Source organism: Janibacter sp. Y6, assembly GCF_040900765.1.
GTDB classification, from domain to species: domain Bacteria; phylum Actinomycetota; class Actinomycetes; order Actinomycetales; family Dermatophilaceae; genus Marihabitans; species Marihabitans melonis.
The window spans coordinates 12,681-26,493 of record NZ_JAKLYZ010000004.1 but is presented as its reverse complement, the minus strand read 5'-3'; the positions used below and the strand labels follow the sequence as shown (position 1 = coordinate 26,493).

The 13,813-nt window shown below is 66.8% G+C and carries 16 protein-coding genes; 7 read left to right on the top strand and 9 right to left on the bottom strand.

Translation table 11 applies throughout. The features are described 5' to 3' along the window. Positions 1 to 103: 103 nt before the first annotated feature. The 4 genes from L6241_RS10395 to L6241_RS10380 are packed head-to-tail and all read right to left on the bottom strand — an operon-like array spanning position 104 to position 3,705. A complete protein-coding gene (locus L6241_RS10395; RefSeq protein ID WP_259909130.1) occupies positions 104 to 736 on the bottom strand; it encodes a vitamin K epoxide reductase family protein in 633 nt (210 codons plus the stop codon). Next, positions 717 to 1,361: a thioredoxin domain-containing protein gene (locus tag L6241_RS10390; RefSeq protein ID WP_007926780.1), complete on the bottom strand. Its 645-nt coding sequence runs from the start codon at positions 1,359 to 1,361 to the stop codon at positions 717 to 719. Before L6241_RS10390 ends, L6241_RS10395 begins: the two co-directional genes overlap by 20 nt. Beyond that, complete coding sequence (locus tag L6241_RS10385) at positions 1,358 to 3,289, bottom strand: cation-translocating P-type ATPase (RefSeq protein ID WP_259909129.1); 1,932 nt, start codon at positions 3,287 to 3,289, stop codon at positions 1,358 to 1,360. The genes L6241_RS10390 and L6241_RS10385 overlap by 4 nt, the downstream gene beginning before the upstream one ends. Positions 3,290 to 3,324: 35 nt before the next feature. After that, positions 3,325 to 3,705, bottom strand: a complete 381-nt coding sequence (locus L6241_RS10380; protein ID WP_259909128.1) for a helix-turn-helix transcriptional regulator — start codon at positions 3,703 to 3,705, stop codon at positions 3,325 to 3,327. An 85-nt stretch (positions 3,706 to 3,790) separates the two neighbouring features. Between L6241_RS10380 and L6241_RS10375 the strand changes: the two genes are divergently transcribed. Beyond that, positions 3,791 to 4,168, top strand: coding sequence for a helix-turn-helix transcriptional regulator (locus L6241_RS10375; RefSeq protein ID WP_259909127.1), 378 nt, complete (start codon positions 3,791 to 3,793; stop codon positions 4,166 to 4,168). Continuing rightward, on the top strand, positions 4,168 to 5,103 hold the full coding sequence (locus tag L6241_RS10370) for a cation diffusion facilitator family transporter (RefSeq protein WP_259909126.1): 936 nt from the start codon (positions 4,168 to 4,170) through the stop codon (positions 5,101 to 5,103). The genes L6241_RS10375 and L6241_RS10370 overlap by 1 nt, the downstream gene beginning before the upstream one ends. A 279-nt stretch (positions 5,104 to 5,382) precedes the next feature. Here L6241_RS10370 and L6241_RS10365 read toward each other — a convergent pair whose 3' ends face one another. The 3 genes from L6241_RS10365 to L6241_RS10355 form a co-directional block, all read right to left on the bottom strand. Beyond that, entirely contained in the window at positions 5,383 to 5,625 is a 243-nt protein-coding gene (locus tag L6241_RS10365) for a WhiB family transcriptional regulator (RefSeq protein WP_368246113.1), read from the bottom strand. 165 nt (positions 5,626 to 5,790) lie between these two features. Then, a complete protein-coding gene (locus L6241_RS10360; RefSeq protein WP_368246112.1) occupies positions 5,791 to 6,255 on the bottom strand; it encodes a hypothetical protein in 465 nt (154 codons plus the stop codon). A gap of 29 nt (positions 6,256 to 6,284) precedes the next feature. Next, positions 6,285 to 6,503, bottom strand: coding sequence for a hypothetical protein (locus L6241_RS10355; RefSeq protein ID WP_259909123.1), 219 nt, complete (start codon positions 6,501 to 6,503; stop codon positions 6,285 to 6,287). A gap of 131 nt (positions 6,504 to 6,634) precedes the next feature. On the opposite strand from L6241_RS10355, the gene L6241_RS10350 reads away from it, so the two are divergent. Both L6241_RS10350 and L6241_RS10345 read left to right on the top strand, forming a co-directional pair. Next, the gene (locus tag L6241_RS10350; RefSeq protein WP_006590980.1) at positions 6,635 to 6,994 is read left to right on the top strand and encodes a helix-turn-helix transcriptional regulator; all 360 of its coding nucleotides are present in this window, start codon (positions 6,635 to 6,637) and stop codon (positions 6,992 to 6,994) included. Continuing rightward, complete coding sequence (locus tag L6241_RS10345) at positions 6,991 to 7,593, top strand: cadmium resistance transporter (RefSeq protein WP_368246107.1); 603 nt, start codon at positions 6,991 to 6,993, stop codon at positions 7,591 to 7,593. Before L6241_RS10350 ends, L6241_RS10345 begins: the two co-directional genes overlap by 4 nt. A 204-nt stretch (positions 7,594 to 7,797) precedes the next feature. On the opposite strand, the gene L6241_RS10340 is transcribed toward L6241_RS10345, so the two are convergent. Together L6241_RS10340 and L6241_RS10335 are read right to left on the bottom strand one after the other, a co-directional pair. After that, a complete protein-coding gene (locus L6241_RS10340) occupies positions 7,798 to 8,973 on the bottom strand; it encodes a sensor histidine kinase (RefSeq protein WP_368246106.1) in 1,176 nt (391 codons plus the stop codon). Continuing rightward, complete coding sequence (locus L6241_RS10335; RefSeq protein ID WP_368246104.1) at positions 8,970 to 9,689, bottom strand: response regulator; 720 nt, start codon at positions 9,687 to 9,689, stop codon at positions 8,970 to 8,972. The genes L6241_RS10340 and L6241_RS10335 overlap by 4 nt, the downstream gene beginning before the upstream one ends. Before the next feature lie 257 nt (positions 9,690 to 9,946). Between L6241_RS10335 and L6241_RS10330 the strand changes: the two genes are divergently transcribed. The 3 genes from L6241_RS10330 to L6241_RS10320 all read left to right on the top strand — a co-directional run bounded on the left by L6241_RS10330 (position 9,947) and on the right by L6241_RS10320 (position 13,723). Then, a complete protein-coding gene (locus L6241_RS10330) occupies positions 9,947 to 10,561 on the top strand; it encodes a DUF305 domain-containing protein (RefSeq protein WP_368246102.1) in 615 nt (204 codons plus the stop codon). Between the two features lie 65 nt (positions 10,562 to 10,626). Then, on the top strand, positions 10,627 to 12,975 hold the full coding sequence (locus L6241_RS10325) for a heavy metal translocating P-type ATPase (RefSeq protein WP_368246100.1): 2,349 nt from the start codon (positions 10,627 to 10,629) through the stop codon (positions 12,973 to 12,975). Between the two features lie 130 nt (positions 12,976 to 13,105). Then, positions 13,106 to 13,723: a CueP family metal-binding protein gene (locus tag L6241_RS10320; protein WP_368246098.1), complete on the top strand. Its 618-nt coding sequence runs from the start codon at positions 13,106 to 13,108 to the stop codon at positions 13,721 to 13,723. The last annotated feature ends 90 nt before the right edge of the window (positions 13,724 to 13,813 follow it).

The following is a 13,813-nucleotide window of genomic DNA, read 5'->3' as shown; positions in this document are numbered from 1 at the left end:
ATGCGCGGCGAGGTGTCGGGGTCGTCGTTCGTCAGCGCCGAGGCGGCTGGAGGATGCCGCTCGGCCTCTCGGCGTGATGGCGATTCGGTCCACGGGGCACTGATCACAGGAGCGTGACCCAGTAGTCCCAGAACCTGATAGCGATGAGCACGATGATCACCAGGTACCAAGCGGTCAAGACCGCTGCGCGGTACTCGATGAGCATCGCCACACCGCGGCGTGCGGGCGAAGCGACGGAGCCACGGTGACGCCGAAGGTTGTGGATGGTGGTGTGCCAGAAGACGGCGATGGTCACGACCCACACGACCATGCAATAGGGACACAGTGCGCCGATGACGTACAGGCTCTGGAAGATCAGCCAGTGAATGAACACCACCGCGAGGGTCACCGCGGCCTGGGTCGCGACCCACAACCATGCCCGAAGGCTTGTGCCACTGACCAGGACTGCTCCAAGCATGGCAAGGGCTGCGAACCCGGCGACTCCGATAAGCGGATTGGGGATGCCGAAGGCGTCTGCCTGCGGGGTGACCATGACCGAGCCGCAGGACAGGATCGGGTTGATGCTGCACGAGGGGACGTAGTCCGGGTTCTTGAGCAGCTCGATCTTCTCCACGAGCAGCACGCCGGCGCAGAGCAGCCCGACCAGGCCCCCGACGAGGTACAGCCAGCCCAGTCCGCGTGCGTTGAATGCAGCCGACGGAGTGACGACGGCCGGCTCAGTCTTCGATTGCGGCATCAAGCTTGGTCTCGAAGTCGGCGATGGTGGTCGGCTCGATCTTTTCGCCGTCGAGGAAGAACGTGGGGGTGCCGGTGACGCCCAGTGTCTGGGCGTCCTTCTTGCTCTGCTCGATGCGCTGTGCTGCGGCGGGGTCTTTCAGGCTGGCGCGGTACTGCTTCATGTCCAACCCCAGCTCCTGGGCATATCCCTCGAAGGTCTTCTCCTTGGACGACTCAGAGTGGCTCCACTCGGCCTGCGTCTCGAAGAGCTTGTCGTGCATTTCCTCGAACTTGTCCTGTTCACGGGCGGCCTCGGCAGCTAGCGCCGCGTTCATCGAGTTTCCGTGGAGGGGGAGGTAGCGCACCACGAAGGTCACATCTTTGCCGTATTTCTCTCGCAGGTCCGTCATGACGGGGTGGGCTGCGCCGCACGCTTCGCACTCGAAGTCGAGGTACTCCACGAACACTGCCTTCTTGCCGGAGGTCAGGCGAGGGCTGTCATCGCGCACCAATGGCGCGGACGCACCGCTTCCGGACCCCGTGGGTGCCGCTTCTTCGCCGGCCCGGCTGAACGTCACCGCAGCGACCAGTGCTACCAGGACCGCCACGATCATGGCCATGGACAGTTTCAGGCTCTTGCTCATCGGGTTCCAATCATCGAAGGGCGCTGCTGGCGCGCAGAGTAGTCATCGTTTCTGGCCTCAGGCTGGGAATGGCGCTGGGTGCGATTGGCTCGCAAACCGTTGGCGATGACGATGACCTCGGCGACCTCGTGGACCAGCACGACCGCGGCCAAACCCAGCACGCCGAACAGGGCAAGCGGGAACAGGACCGCGATCAGGGCCACGGACAGGACGACGTTTTGGGTCATGATCGCTCGTCCGCGGCGGGCATGTGCGAGGGCTTGTGGCAGCAGCCGCAGGTCGTGGCCGGTGAAGGCAACGTCTGCGGACTCGACTGCGGCGGCGGAACCGCTGGCGCCCATCGCGATACCGACGGTGGCCGTGGCCAGCGCGGGCGCGTCGTTGATGCCGTCGCCGATCATCGCCGTCGGGGCCGTGGCCATCGAGGCGCGGATGTGGTCGGCCTTGTCCTGGGGCAGGGTCTCCGCGTGAACTTGTCGGATGCCGGCTTCACTGGCGATGGCCTGCGCGGTGCGTGTGTTGTCCCCGGTGAGCATCACGGTGGACACCCCCTGCTGGTGCAGGGCGGAGATGGCCTGGGCTGCCTCGGGGCGCAGCTCGTCGCGGACGCCGATCACGCCGCACGCTTGATCGTTGACCTCGACCACAATGAGGCTCATGCCTTGGCTGGCCATGGCGTCGGCCTGCCCGCTCAGGTCGTGCGGGGCGACCCAGCGGGGGCTGCCAACGCGTACCCGGAGTCCGTCCACCAACCCGGTGACTCCGTGTCCGGCGTGCTCGTGGACGTCGCTCGCCGCAGGATGATCTGGTGAGGCAGCGACCACTGCCGCCGCCAGGGGGTGGGTGCTGGTGGCCTCCAGTGCCGCTGCCAAGGAGAGCACCTCCGCGTCGGTGTGACCGTTGGCCGCGTGGGTGGCCACCACCCGGGGCTCGTTGCGAGTCAGGGTGCCTGTTTTGTCGAAGGCGACGGTGCGGATCGTCCCGAGCTGCTCGAAAGCTGCTCCGGACTTGATGATCACCCCGAACTTGCTGGCCGAGCCGATCGCTGAGATCACCGTGACCGGGACCGCGATCGCCAAGGCGCAGGGTGAGGCCGCGACCAGCACCACCAGCGCACGCTCGATCCACGTCTGTGGGTCGCCCACGACGAACCCGTACGCCGCGATCAGAGCAGCGGCCAGCAGCACCAATGGGACGAGTGGTTGGGCGATGCGGTCAGCCAGGCGCGCACGCTCGCCCTTGTTCGCGTGAGCCTGCTCGACGAGCTCGACCATCTGGGTCAGGGAGTTGTCGCGCCCGTCGGCGACTGCTGTGATGCGCAACGTGCCCGATGTGTTGACCGATCCGGCCGCGATCTCGTCGCCGGGCGCGACTTCGACGGGGATCGACTCGCCGGTGATCGCAGAGGTGTCCATCCACGAGTGACCCGCCTCGACCACGCCGTCCGTGCTGACCCGGTCGCCAGCGCCGACGACGAGGACATCGCCCCGCCGAACCTGCTCCGCGGGGATCCGTTCATCAGTTCCCGCTCGTGAAACGACAGCGGTCTCTGGGATCAGGGACAACAACGCCCGCAGCCCGTGACGGGCCCGGTCCATAGCGCGGTCCTCAAGCGCCTCGGCAATCGAGAACAGAAAGGCCAAGGCTGCTGCCTCGCCCACGTGCCCCAGCAGGACGGCACCCGTACCGGCGATCGTCATCAGCAGGCCCACACCCAACCGGCCCTGCCCACGCCCCGTGACTAGGCGGCGGATCGCAGCCGGAGCAAACGTCCAAGCACCCGCAGCCAAGCCGATCGCGTAGGACAGCACGCTCAGGCCCTCGGCGCCGCCGAATTCCAGCAGCAGTCCGGTCAGCCACAGCACTCCAGCGGCGGCTGGCAGCGCCAAGCCCTGATCACGCCACCACGGCGCGAGATCCTCAGTCACGGGCCCGTCCGTTCCGCAACACACATCACTCATCGTCAGACCCTCTGCTCATCGGCAACCAGCGCAGGTGTATTCCCGCAGCACAACGGCACGTCGCAGTTCGCGTCCATGCAGGGGACCCCGTCGTCGACCGCCAAGACCACGTCCATCAACGACTCCAACGCCCGAGTCAGATGCGCATCGGCGATCTCGTAACGGGTCCGACGTCCCTCCGGTGCGGTGACCACGATCCCGCAGCCGCGCAGACAGGCGAGATGGTTGGAGACATTCGTGCGGCTCAGTCCAAGATCGCGGGCCAGCTGCGCCGGATAGCTCGCGTCCTGCAACAACGACACCAATATCCGCGCGCGAGTCGGGTCCGCCATCGCCCTACCCAAGCGATTGAGCACGTCCAGACGAGCAGCACTATTCAGCATTCAGTGACCATACATCGACGACTGACCCGTGAGCCAACCAAGGTATAGGCGCCAACGAATCGCTCCATGGAGGTAACATCGCTCTATGACGATCAATAGCCAAAATGAAAGCCCGACTGCGATGGAGGTGTCCGACGCCTGCGCTGCTTTGTTCCATGCCTTGGCCGAGCCCACGCGCTTGGCGCTCCTGAAGCACCTCTCCAGTGGGGAGCATCGGGTCCGCGACCTGGTCGACCACATGCACCTTGCTCAGTCGACGGTAAGCAAGCACTTGGCGTGCCTGCGGGACTGCGGGCTGGTGAGGGTGCGGACCGAGGGCCGCGCGTCGTGGATCTCGTTGACCGATCCGTCCCGACTGTCTGACCTGTTCGAAAGCGCGGATGCGCTACTGGCAGCGTCGGGCGCGTCGTTGTCCCTGCGCGAGCACCGTGACCACGACCAACTTGCGACCGAGGAGGCCTGATGGGATCCGACCACCACCACGGCACGGCAAATGGGCAAGCGGGCAGTGGCTTGCGCAACCGCCTTCTGATTGCTTTTGGCATCACCTCGTTCATCGTCATCGCGCAGGCGATCGGAAGCATCATCACCGGCAGCCTGGCGCTGCTGACGGACACCGCCCACGCTCTATCGGACTCCACCGGCCTGCTGGTCGCGGTCATCGCGGCCACCATGATGCTGCGGCCCCCCAGCAGCCAGCGCACGTGGGGCTTCGCGCGAATCGAGATCGTCGCTGCCCTAGGCCAAGCGGTGTTGCTGCTGCTGGTGGGTTCTTACGCGGCCATCGAAGGGGTCCGCCGACTGGTTGAGCCCACGCAGGTCCAAGCCAGGGAGCTGCTGCTCTTCGGCATCATCGGACTCGTCGCCAACATCGCCGCGATGGTGGTCCTGTCCTCCAGTCGCGACGCGAACTTCAACATGCGCGCGGCATTCCTCGAAGTGCTCAACGACGCCTTGGGTTCCCTCGGGGTGATCGTGGCCGCCATCGTGATCGCCACCACGGGGTTCCAACGGGCGGACACCATCGCCGGGCTGTTCATCGCGGCCTTGATCCTCCCCCGCGCTTACAAGCTCTTGCGCGAGACCGTGCGGGTGCTGATGGAGTTCACCCCGAAGGACGTCGACCTGGACGCCGTGCGGACACATGTCCTTGAGCTGGAGCATGTTCGTGAGGTCCACGACCTGCACGCCTCCACGATCGGCACTGGCCTGCCCGTCATCTCCGCGCACGTCGTGATCGACGACGAGTGCTTCGAGTCGGGCCACGCACCGCAGATTCTGGAGCAGATCATTTCGTGTGTGAAGGAGCACTTTCCCGTTTCCTTCGAACATGCCACCATCCAGCTGGAGACGACCGCAATACGAGAGCGAGCATGCACCTCGGTTCAACACACGTAGGGCGACCCCCCCCCGCCCTCCAGTTGACCGGTCGTAGTCGAGTTGCGGGGACCCACTCCTGGGCTATGAGGTCGCCCCCGGGTCGCGGGATGACGTGCGCCACGAGCGCGACCCACGTGGGCCCCTCCTGTGCCCATTGCAGAACCAGACCCTCGGTCTCAGTGCCGTCCTCGTGGGTGAGCCAGCAGTGCCGTCGACGGCGCGGCGTTGCTGGGGCCGGCTGGTCGCCTGTTGGTCGGTCTTTCAACGGCACGCCGGGTCGGGTGGGCGGTTGGGCTGTCATCTCACCCCACTGCCACGATCAACCCCACCCCACACGCCGATCCACTGGCCGCTGGCGTCTGCGTGATCGCCGCACTCGTCCCGGACGGGACATCGCTGGCAGACCATGATCGCGGCGGACACCTCGGGCCGACTGCCGTTGAGCGCCAGGAAAAACGTCTCGGCGGCGGATGCCTCCCCGCAGGCCGCATGGCTTTGCCACTCGGGGGCTTCTTTGAGTAGCTGAAGTATCGAGGCCATGTCGTCAGGGTCGCTGCCGCCACCGACAACCCCCACCCGAGAGCGACGAGGGGGCGCACTCCCGGTCCGTGCAGGAGGCCCCTCCCCCCGGGGGTCGGTTGAGGGGAGGGGCGTCCAAGACGCTACGACCCTGGGGTGACAACCCCAGCCCGGTCGTCGTCACGCTCAGTGGTCGACGGCGGCGCCCGCGATGATGACGACCACGATCATCAGCGATGACAGGTGGGCCACGTCCAGCGCCCACCCTCGCTCCTCGACCTCGGCGGCCACTAGTTCCTGACGGGCCTGCTCGTCGAGTCCAGGCGCCACACCCGCGACCAGCAACCCCTTGGCGACCTTGACGTCTTCCCTCTCCACCAACGTGCCCCGTGGCGGCTCCAGCGCCACGTCGTGAACGTGCAGCGCGGTCGTCGACCTGGCAGCCATCGCCTCGACGCAGCCGTTGAGCATCCCTTGAAGCGCCAGCGACCCCATGCCGGAGGACAGGAACGCCAGCCAGCGACTCTCGGGCATGACGTCCTCCAACCCAAAGGACGAACTGGGCGAGTCCATCACTGCCTGGTGGGCCAGGTGCTTGCACCTCTCGTAGACCCCACCGAGGTCCATCACGATTCCGTCATCTGCGCTCATGATTCTTGGCTCCATCTCCCCAGCGGGGGTTAGTTGAACAGGTCGTGGTCGTCGTGCTCGCCGGGGTCGACGACGTCCCCACTGGCCTCGTCGATCAGGACGTAGTCCCGCAGGATCGTCGAGCGGTCGGCCCCGGCGAGCAGCTGCCCGCCGTCGTTGGCGATGTCGCCCGCGGTGTACTCGTTTTGGATGACGTCGCGGCCGTAGAGGTCCGCGTCGTGCTTGCTGGAGAAACCTCCCTTGACCACCGACGCGGGTGTGACGACTCCCCCGCACTTGGGGTGCTTGGACTCGTCGCAGCCGGCGATCCCCTTACGGGCATGCGATCTGGGCTGACGCCTGTGACCGAGTGTTCAGTGCGCGCTGTATAGTTCAGTACATGCTGACTATTGCTTCGCGTCTCGACGTGATGAACCGCCTGGGTCGTGCACTGGCCGACCCCACTCGATCCCGGATCATCTTGACCCTGCTCGACCATCCCGCTTACCCGGCGGAACTGGCCCGAGATCTGGACCTGACACGCCCGAACGTGTCCAACCACCTGGCATGCCTGCGCGATTGCGGGATCGTCGTCTCCGAGCCCGAGGGTCGTCGGACACGATATGAGATCGCCGATTCGCACCTGGCGCAGGCGCTGACGGCACTGGTCGATGCCACCCTGGCAGTGGACGAAGACGCCCCGTGCATCGATCCCGCCTGCTCGCTTCCCGGATGCGACGCAGCTGGGGAGGGCGCATGATCCTCACCTCGGTCTTGCAGGCGATGGGCCTGTTCGCAGCGACCAACATCGACGACATCATCGTGCTCTCCCTCTTCTTCGCGCGAGGGGCAGGCCAGCGCGGCACTACCGCCCGCATTCTGGCCGGCCAGTACCTCGGATTCGCCGGCATCCTCGGTGCCGCGGTCCTGGTGACCATCGGTGCCGGAGCATTCCTGCCCTCGGCAGCCATCCCGTACTTCGGTCTCATCCCTCTAGGCCTCGGCCTCTGGGCCGCATGGCAGGCCTGGCGCGGAGACGATGACGACGATGACGACGAGGCCAAGGTTGCCGGCAAGAAGGTCGGCGTGTGGACAGTCGCAGGCGTCACCCTTGCCAACGGCGGCGACAACATCGGCGTCTACACCCCTGTCTTCCTCAGCGCGGAACCTCTCGCAGTAGTCGCCTACTGCATCGTCTTTCTCGCGCTCGTCGCGGTCCTGGTGGCCCTGTCAAAGTTCGTCGCCACCCGCCCCCCGATCGCCGAAGTGCTCGAACGCTGGGAGCACATCCTCTTCCCCATCGTTCTCATCGGCCTCGGCATCGTGATCCTCGTCAGCGGCGGAGCCTTCGGACTCTGACGTAGCGGCAGCGATCCAAACGGCCCCGACCGGGCGCACCCCTCTCGGTTCAGACCGCGACACCTACCTGCAGCCAGTCCTGCGTGATCGCGGCAACAAGACCGCCACGGAGCGCTGCAAAAACCCCGCCACCAAGCGAACGAAGCCACAGACCGAGATGCCGGAGCAGCAGCCCCGTTCGGTGGGTTCTAGGTGTCGAGCGGTTTAGTGCTCGTCGGGGTGTTGCCGTGTGTCGAGGGGAGGGGTTACCGCGAAGGGCAGCCCGAGGGGGAGGGTGATGATGAAGGTGGCGCCGTGGCCTGCTCCCGGGCTCTCGGCGCGGATGGTGCCGTGGTGGGCATCGATGATGGCCTTGCTAATGGTCAGGCCGATGCCGGAGCCGGACTGCCAGCGGGTACGGGCTGCGTCGGCGCGGTAGAACCTCTCGAAGAGATGGGGCAGGTGCTGGGAGCTGATGCCGTCCCCGTTATCCTTAACGGTGATGTCGACCTCGTTGCCGTGGCGCTCCGCGGACACGGTGACGGTTCCGCCGCTCGGGGTGTGTCGGAGCGCGTTGGTCAGCAGGTTGGTCATGACTTGTCCGATGCGCTGTTGGTCGGCCATGACGTTGAGGCCGGCGGCGCCGTCGGGTTGGACCACAAGGTTGACACCTTTGTCGCGGTAGCGCTCTCGTATGCCTTCGGCCGCGTTCCACAGCACGTCGGTGACAGGCATGTGGTCTATTGCCAGGCTCAGGCGTCCTTCTTCCGCGGTCGAGACCTCGTCGATGTCCTCGGCAAGGCGGGCGAGGCGGTCGGTCTGCTCGGCCAGGGCGATCTGGGAGTGCGGGCCGAGGTGAGTGATCCCGTCGTGGAGGCCGTCGTGGTAGGCCGCCAGGGTGGTGATGGGCGTTCTGAGCTCGTGGGCGAGGTCGGCGAGCATGCGTCGGCGGGTGTCTTCGATGCCTTCGAGCTGGGTGGCCATGTGGTTGAACGCGGCTGCCAGGGTCTCCAGCTCGGTGCCGGAGTCGATGGCCGGCACGCGGGTGGAGTAATGGCCGCGCGAGAGCTCGCGAGCTGCGTGGGTGAGGTCTGCCAGCGGTCGCCGCAGGCGTCGGGTGAAGAACCAGGTGACGGCGGCCGCGGCTGTCACGGAGATGAGCAGGCCGAGCCCTAGCGCCAGGAACGATGCGTCGCGGTAGGCCATCTCGATGTGGACGACCTCGGGGGAGTTCTCGCTATGGCCGGCCTCGAGGAGGTGGCGGTGGAAGATCGGCGGGCCGAGCAGGGTCGCGACCAAGGCCACTGTCACGGCGCCGGCGAGGAGCACGATGCTCTGGCCGAGCAGGAGGCGGGTGGCTAGTCCGTGCGGGCGGGCCGGTCGGCCGTGTAAGAGGTTCATCCCTTGCCCATTCGGTAGCCGACGCCGCGCACGGTGGTGATGTAGCGGGCGGTGTCGGGGTCGTCGTCGAGCTTCTTGCGCAGATGGGCGATGTGGACGTCGACGAGGTGCTCGTCGCCGATCCATCCCGTGCCCCATACCTCGTCGATGAGCTGGCGCCGGCTGAAGGCCATCGCCGGGCGGGTGGCGAGGGTGATCAGCAGGTCGCGTTCGGTGGGGGTCAGGGCCACGGGCTGGCCGTGGAGGTGGACCTGGTGGCCCAGCGGGTCGACGAGCAGCGCCCCGAAGGAGTGGGTACCCCCTTCGGTGTCGTGGGGCTTGCCGTCGCCCCGTGGTCGGCGCAGCAGGGTCTGCACGCGGGCGACGAGCTCGCGCACGCCGAAGGGTTTGGTCAGGTAGTCGTCTGCGCCGACGGACAGCCCGATGAGGGTGTCGACCTCCTCTTTGCGGGCGGTGGTGATGATGATGTAGCAGTCGGAGAAGGTGCGGATCTGTCGGCACACCTCGATGCCGTCCATCCCCGGCAGGCCGAGGTCGAGCACGACGACGTCGGGCGGGTCGGCTCGCACAGCCGCGACGGCGTCGTCGCCGCGGTGGGCGAGCTCGGCGGTGAACCCAGCCTGAGACAGGTAGGCCGCGACCATCCCCGCCAGGGTGCGTTCGTCCTCGACGACGAGGACCCGGCGCGGGGTGTCGGTGCTGAGCTGGTCGTTCACGCCGTCAGTGTGATCCAGCGCGGCCGCGTGGGCAGAGCCTTGAGCGCTGTTGGTGGAGATCTTCGTCAAACCTCAACCCGGGTCGGTGCATGTCTGGCGCCCTCGCCTGCCGGGACCTCGAAGAGCTGAAGCTGTAGCGAGATGTCGCCCGGTCTTGAGGAAATCTCAACACGACCACAAGATGGTGAACACCTTGGTGACGCATCGTCGAGGGACCGCAATTCGCGCGGACCTCGCGCTGATCGAAGGAGCAGACGATGCACCTGACCACCCGCCGTGCCGCTGTCGTGGGCGTGAGCGCCCTGGCCGCGGTCGCTCTTTCCGCTTGTTCCAACGACTCCGACGGGTCGATGCCGGGCATGAACCATGGCTCGGAGTCGATGTCCTCGACCACCGGTGGGTCTGCGTCCTCGGGGCAGGAGGGCGACGTGATGTTCGCGCAGATGATGATCCCTCACCACCAGCAGGCGGTCGAGATGGCTGACCTTGCCCTGGACGACAGCTCGGGCGCGTCGGCGAAGGTGCAGGCCTTGGCCAAGGACATCAAGGCCGCTCAAGGCCCGGAGATCAAGACCATGCAGGGATGGTTGGAGCAGTGGGGGGCCGAGCCGGCCAGCGAGGGCATGGGGCACGGTGGGATGGACCACGGCGACGGGATGATGAGCGAGTCCGAGATGACCGATCTCGAGTCCGCCTCGGGCGAAGAGTTCGACCAGATGTGGCTGACGATGATGATCAAGCACCATCAGGGCGCGGTGAAGATGGCCAAGGACGTGCAGTCCACGACCTCCAACAGCGAGGTCAAGACCATGGCTGCGGACATCATCAAGGCCCAGAACAGCGAGATCACCACGATGAAGGATCTGCTCTGAGCGGGCAGCCCTGATTTGCCGCTCTGCCTTCCCCACCACCCTCGCGTGCGACATCGGAGGTCTTCGTGAGCACTGAGAACGACCGACCTGACCTCGCTGACTCGACCCCGCTTGCCACGGACCCGGTGTGCGGCATGCAGGTCAGGCAGGACACGGCCCTGCGCACGGAGCACGACGGGCAGGAGCACTTCTTCTGCTCCGCGAGCTGCAAGGAGCGCTTCCTGGCAGACCCGCAGGGCTTCGAGGTGGGAGCGGTGGACCGCTCTTCGGCAGCGCCCGACCTGGCAGCACCGGTCTCGGCCAGCGAGTGGACCTGCCCGATGCACCCCGAGGTTCGCCAGGCCGGTCCTGGGGCATGCCCGATCTGCGGGATGGCCCTGGAACCGGTGACCATCTCAGCCGACAGCGGCCCGAGCCGGGAGCTGTCGGACATGACCCGGCGCTTCTGGGCCGCGGTTGTGCTCAGCCTGCCCATCACCGTCCTGGAGATGGGCAGGCACCTGGTGCCATGGATCCACGAGGCCGTCCCGGCGCGGGTCTCGGTGTGGCTGCAGCTGGTGCTGGCCACGCCGGTCGTGCTGTGGGCGGGGGGGCCCTTCTTCGTGCGCGGATGGGCCTCGCTGCGAAGCCGCAACCTCAACATGTTCACCCTCATCGCGATGGGCACCGGGGTCGCCTGGCTGTTCAGCCTCGTGGCCACGACCATGCCCGGGGTCTTCCCCGACTCCTTCCGCAACGACGACGGCACCGTCGACGTCTACTTCGAGGCAGCCGCTGTCATCACCACCTTGGTCCTGCTCGGTCAGGTCCTCGAGCTGCGAGCACGCGAGCAGACCTCCGGTGCGATCAAGGCCCTGCTGAACCTCAGCCCCAAGACCGCCCGACGCATCATCGACGGAGTCGACGAGGAGATCCCCCTGGAGCAGGTGCAGGTCGCAGACCTGCTGCGGGTCCGCCCCGGGGAGGCGATACCGGTCGACGGCACCGTCACCGACGGCCGCTCCTCCGTTGATGAGTCGCTCGTGACCGGCGAGTCGATGCCCGTGACCAAGAGCGGCGGCGACGCGCTCATCGGCGGAACCATCAACGGCAGCGGCGGGCTGGTCATGCGCGCCGAGCGGGTGGGCACCGAGACGATGCTGGCCAGGATCGTGACCATGGTCGCCGACGCCCAACGCTCCCGCGCCCCGATCCAGCGCACCGCGGACAAGGTCTCGGCCATCTTCGTCCCCGTCGTCATCGCGATCGCCGTCATCGCCTTCGTCGCATGGGGCCTCGCCGGGCCCGACCCCAAGCTGGCCCACGCCCTCATCGTCTCTGTCGCGGTCCTGATCATCGCCTGCCCCTGCGCACTGGGCCTGGCCACACCCATGTCGATCATGGTCGGAGTCGGGCGCGGAGCCAGACTGGGGGTGCTGATCAAGAACGCCGAAGCGCTCGAACGCATGGAGAAGGTCGACACCCTCGTGGTCGACAAGACCGGCACCCTGACCGAGGGCCGCCCCACCGTCACCCACATCGAGCCAATCAGCGGCGGCGACCCCGACGACCTGCTGCGCACCGCCGCCGCCGTCGAAAGGGCATCGGAGCACCCCCTAGCCCAGGCCATCGTCGAAGCAGCAACCGCCAAGCACCTGACCCTGCCCGAGGTAGCTGGCTTTGACTCCCCGGTCGGGCGAGGCGTCACGGGCCTCGTCGAGCAACGACACGTCACGCTCGGCAACGCCGACTTCCTGGCCTCCCACCACATCGACACCGCTACGTGGCGCGAACGCGCAGACCAGCTGCGCGCTGACGGGGCGACCGTGATCTACATGGGCATCGACACCCAGCTCGCCGCGCTGTTCGCCATCGCCGACCCGGTCAAGGAGAGCACTCCGGCCGCCCTAGAAGCGTTACGAGCCGAAGGCATCGACGTCGTCATGCTCACCGGCGACAACCAGGTCACCGCGAATGCCGTCGCGCGATCCCTGGGCATCGAGCGCGTCGAGGCCGAGGTCCTGCCCGACCACAAGAGCGACGTCGTGAAGAACCTGCGCGAAGCAGGCCGAGTGGTCGCCATGGCCGGGGACGGCATCAACGACGCGCCCGCCCTGGCCGCCGCGGACGTCGGCATCGCCATGGGATCGGGCACCGACGTGGCCATGGAGAGCGCGGGGATCACGCTGCTTCGCGGCGACCTCACCGGGATCACCAAGGCACGTCACCTCTCCGAGATGACGATGAGCAACATCCGCCAGAACCTCGTGTTCGCCTTCATCTACAACGCCGCAGGCATCCCCATCGCCGCCGGCGTGCTCTACCCCGTGCTCGGGCTGCTCCTCTCTCCCATCCTTGCCGCCGCAGCCATGGCCCTGTCCAGCGTCAGCGTCATCGCCAACGCACTACGTCTGCGCGCCCGCACCATCGACTAGCACGGACGCCGAACGAGCCACGGCACTGAGCAGATCACTCACCCGATCGGCCCTCCCAGACGTGGATGACCCGACCGGACGTCATCGGAGCAAAGCTGATGACTCCCCAAGACCCTGACGGAGAGCGCCGATGTACACCGTTCAAGCACCCATCCGACCTCGCCTGCTCGCTGCCGCTGCTGTCGGTGCTCTGATCCTGACAGGCTGCACGTCGGCACCGTCGCCGGGCGCGCCCGCGCCTTCCTCGGCCACCACCTCACCGGCGGCCGCCGACCTGCTGTCCGAGCACGACCTGACCGGTCTGAGCACCGCAGAGGCCATCGAGCGTCTTGACACCATGCCCATTGCTGAACGTCCCGCCGGCCTCGTCGCATCGGTGCACCCGAGAACGGTGAGCATCACCGGTGGCCAAGGGCAACAAGTTCAGCTACCCATGCCCGAGGACGAGGTGTACATCTCGATCGCGCCCTACCGCCACACGACACACGAGTGCCACTTCCACAGCCTGACCACCTGCGTAGGGGAGCTGCGCAACGCGAACGTACACATCACCCTGACCGGTGGCAGCGGTGAAACCCTCATCGATGAGACACGTCGGACCTACGACAACGGCTTCATCGGCCTGTGGGTGCCGCGCGGGATCAAGGCAACGCTGACGATCGAGCACAACGGAGAGGTGGGCACCCGGGAAGTCTCCACCACCGAGGACGATGACCCCACCTGCATCACCGACCTCAAGATCACGTAGACGCGGTCATCGCCAGGCTCAAGATCCGTCGCATTCGTCCCCAGCTACGGCACCCATCAGAGCGGGCCGGCATCTCTGTGCCCAGGTCGC

Coding starts and splice junctions, on each gene's coding strand:
- L6241_RS10395 (WP_259909130.1), bottom strand. CDS start 736: ATGCCGCAATCGAAGACTGAGCCGGCCGTCGTCACTCCGTCGGCTGCA.
- L6241_RS10380 (WP_259909128.1), bottom strand. CDS start 3,705: ATGCTGAATAGTGCTGCTCGTCTGGACGTGCTCAATCGCTTGGGTAGG.
- L6241_RS10365 (WP_368246113.1), bottom strand. CDS start 5,625: ATGGCCTCGATACTTCAGCTACTCAAAGAAGCCCCCGAGTGGCAAAGC.
- L6241_RS10330 (WP_368246102.1), top strand. CDS start 9,947: ATGCACCTGACCACCCGCCGTGCCGCTGTCGTGGGCGTGAGCGCCCTG.
- L6241_RS10370 (WP_259909126.1), top strand. CDS start 4,168: ATGGGATCCGACCACCACCACGGCACGGCAAATGGGCAAGCGGGCAGT.
- L6241_RS10345 (WP_368246107.1), top strand. CDS start 6,991: ATGATCCTCACCTCGGTCTTGCAGGCGATGGGCCTGTTCGCAGCGACC.
- L6241_RS10350 (WP_006590980.1), top strand. CDS start 6,635: ATGCTGACTATTGCTTCGCGTCTCGACGTGATGAACCGCCTGGGTCGT.
- L6241_RS10340 (WP_368246106.1), bottom strand. CDS start 8,973: ATGAACCTCTTACACGGCCGACCGGCCCGCCCGCACGGACTAGCCACC.
- L6241_RS10390 (WP_007926780.1), bottom strand. CDS start 1,361: ATGAGCAAGAGCCTGAAACTGTCCATGGCCATGATCGTGGCGGTCCTG.
- L6241_RS10320 (WP_368246098.1), top strand. CDS start 13,106: ATGTACACCGTTCAAGCACCCATCCGACCTCGCCTGCTCGCTGCCGCT.
- L6241_RS10375 (WP_259909127.1), top strand. CDS start 3,791: ATGACGATCAATAGCCAAAATGAAAGCCCGACTGCGATGGAGGTGTCC.
- L6241_RS10360 (WP_368246112.1), bottom strand. CDS start 6,255: ATGAGCGCAGATGACGGAATCGTGATGGACCTCGGTGGGGTCTACGAG.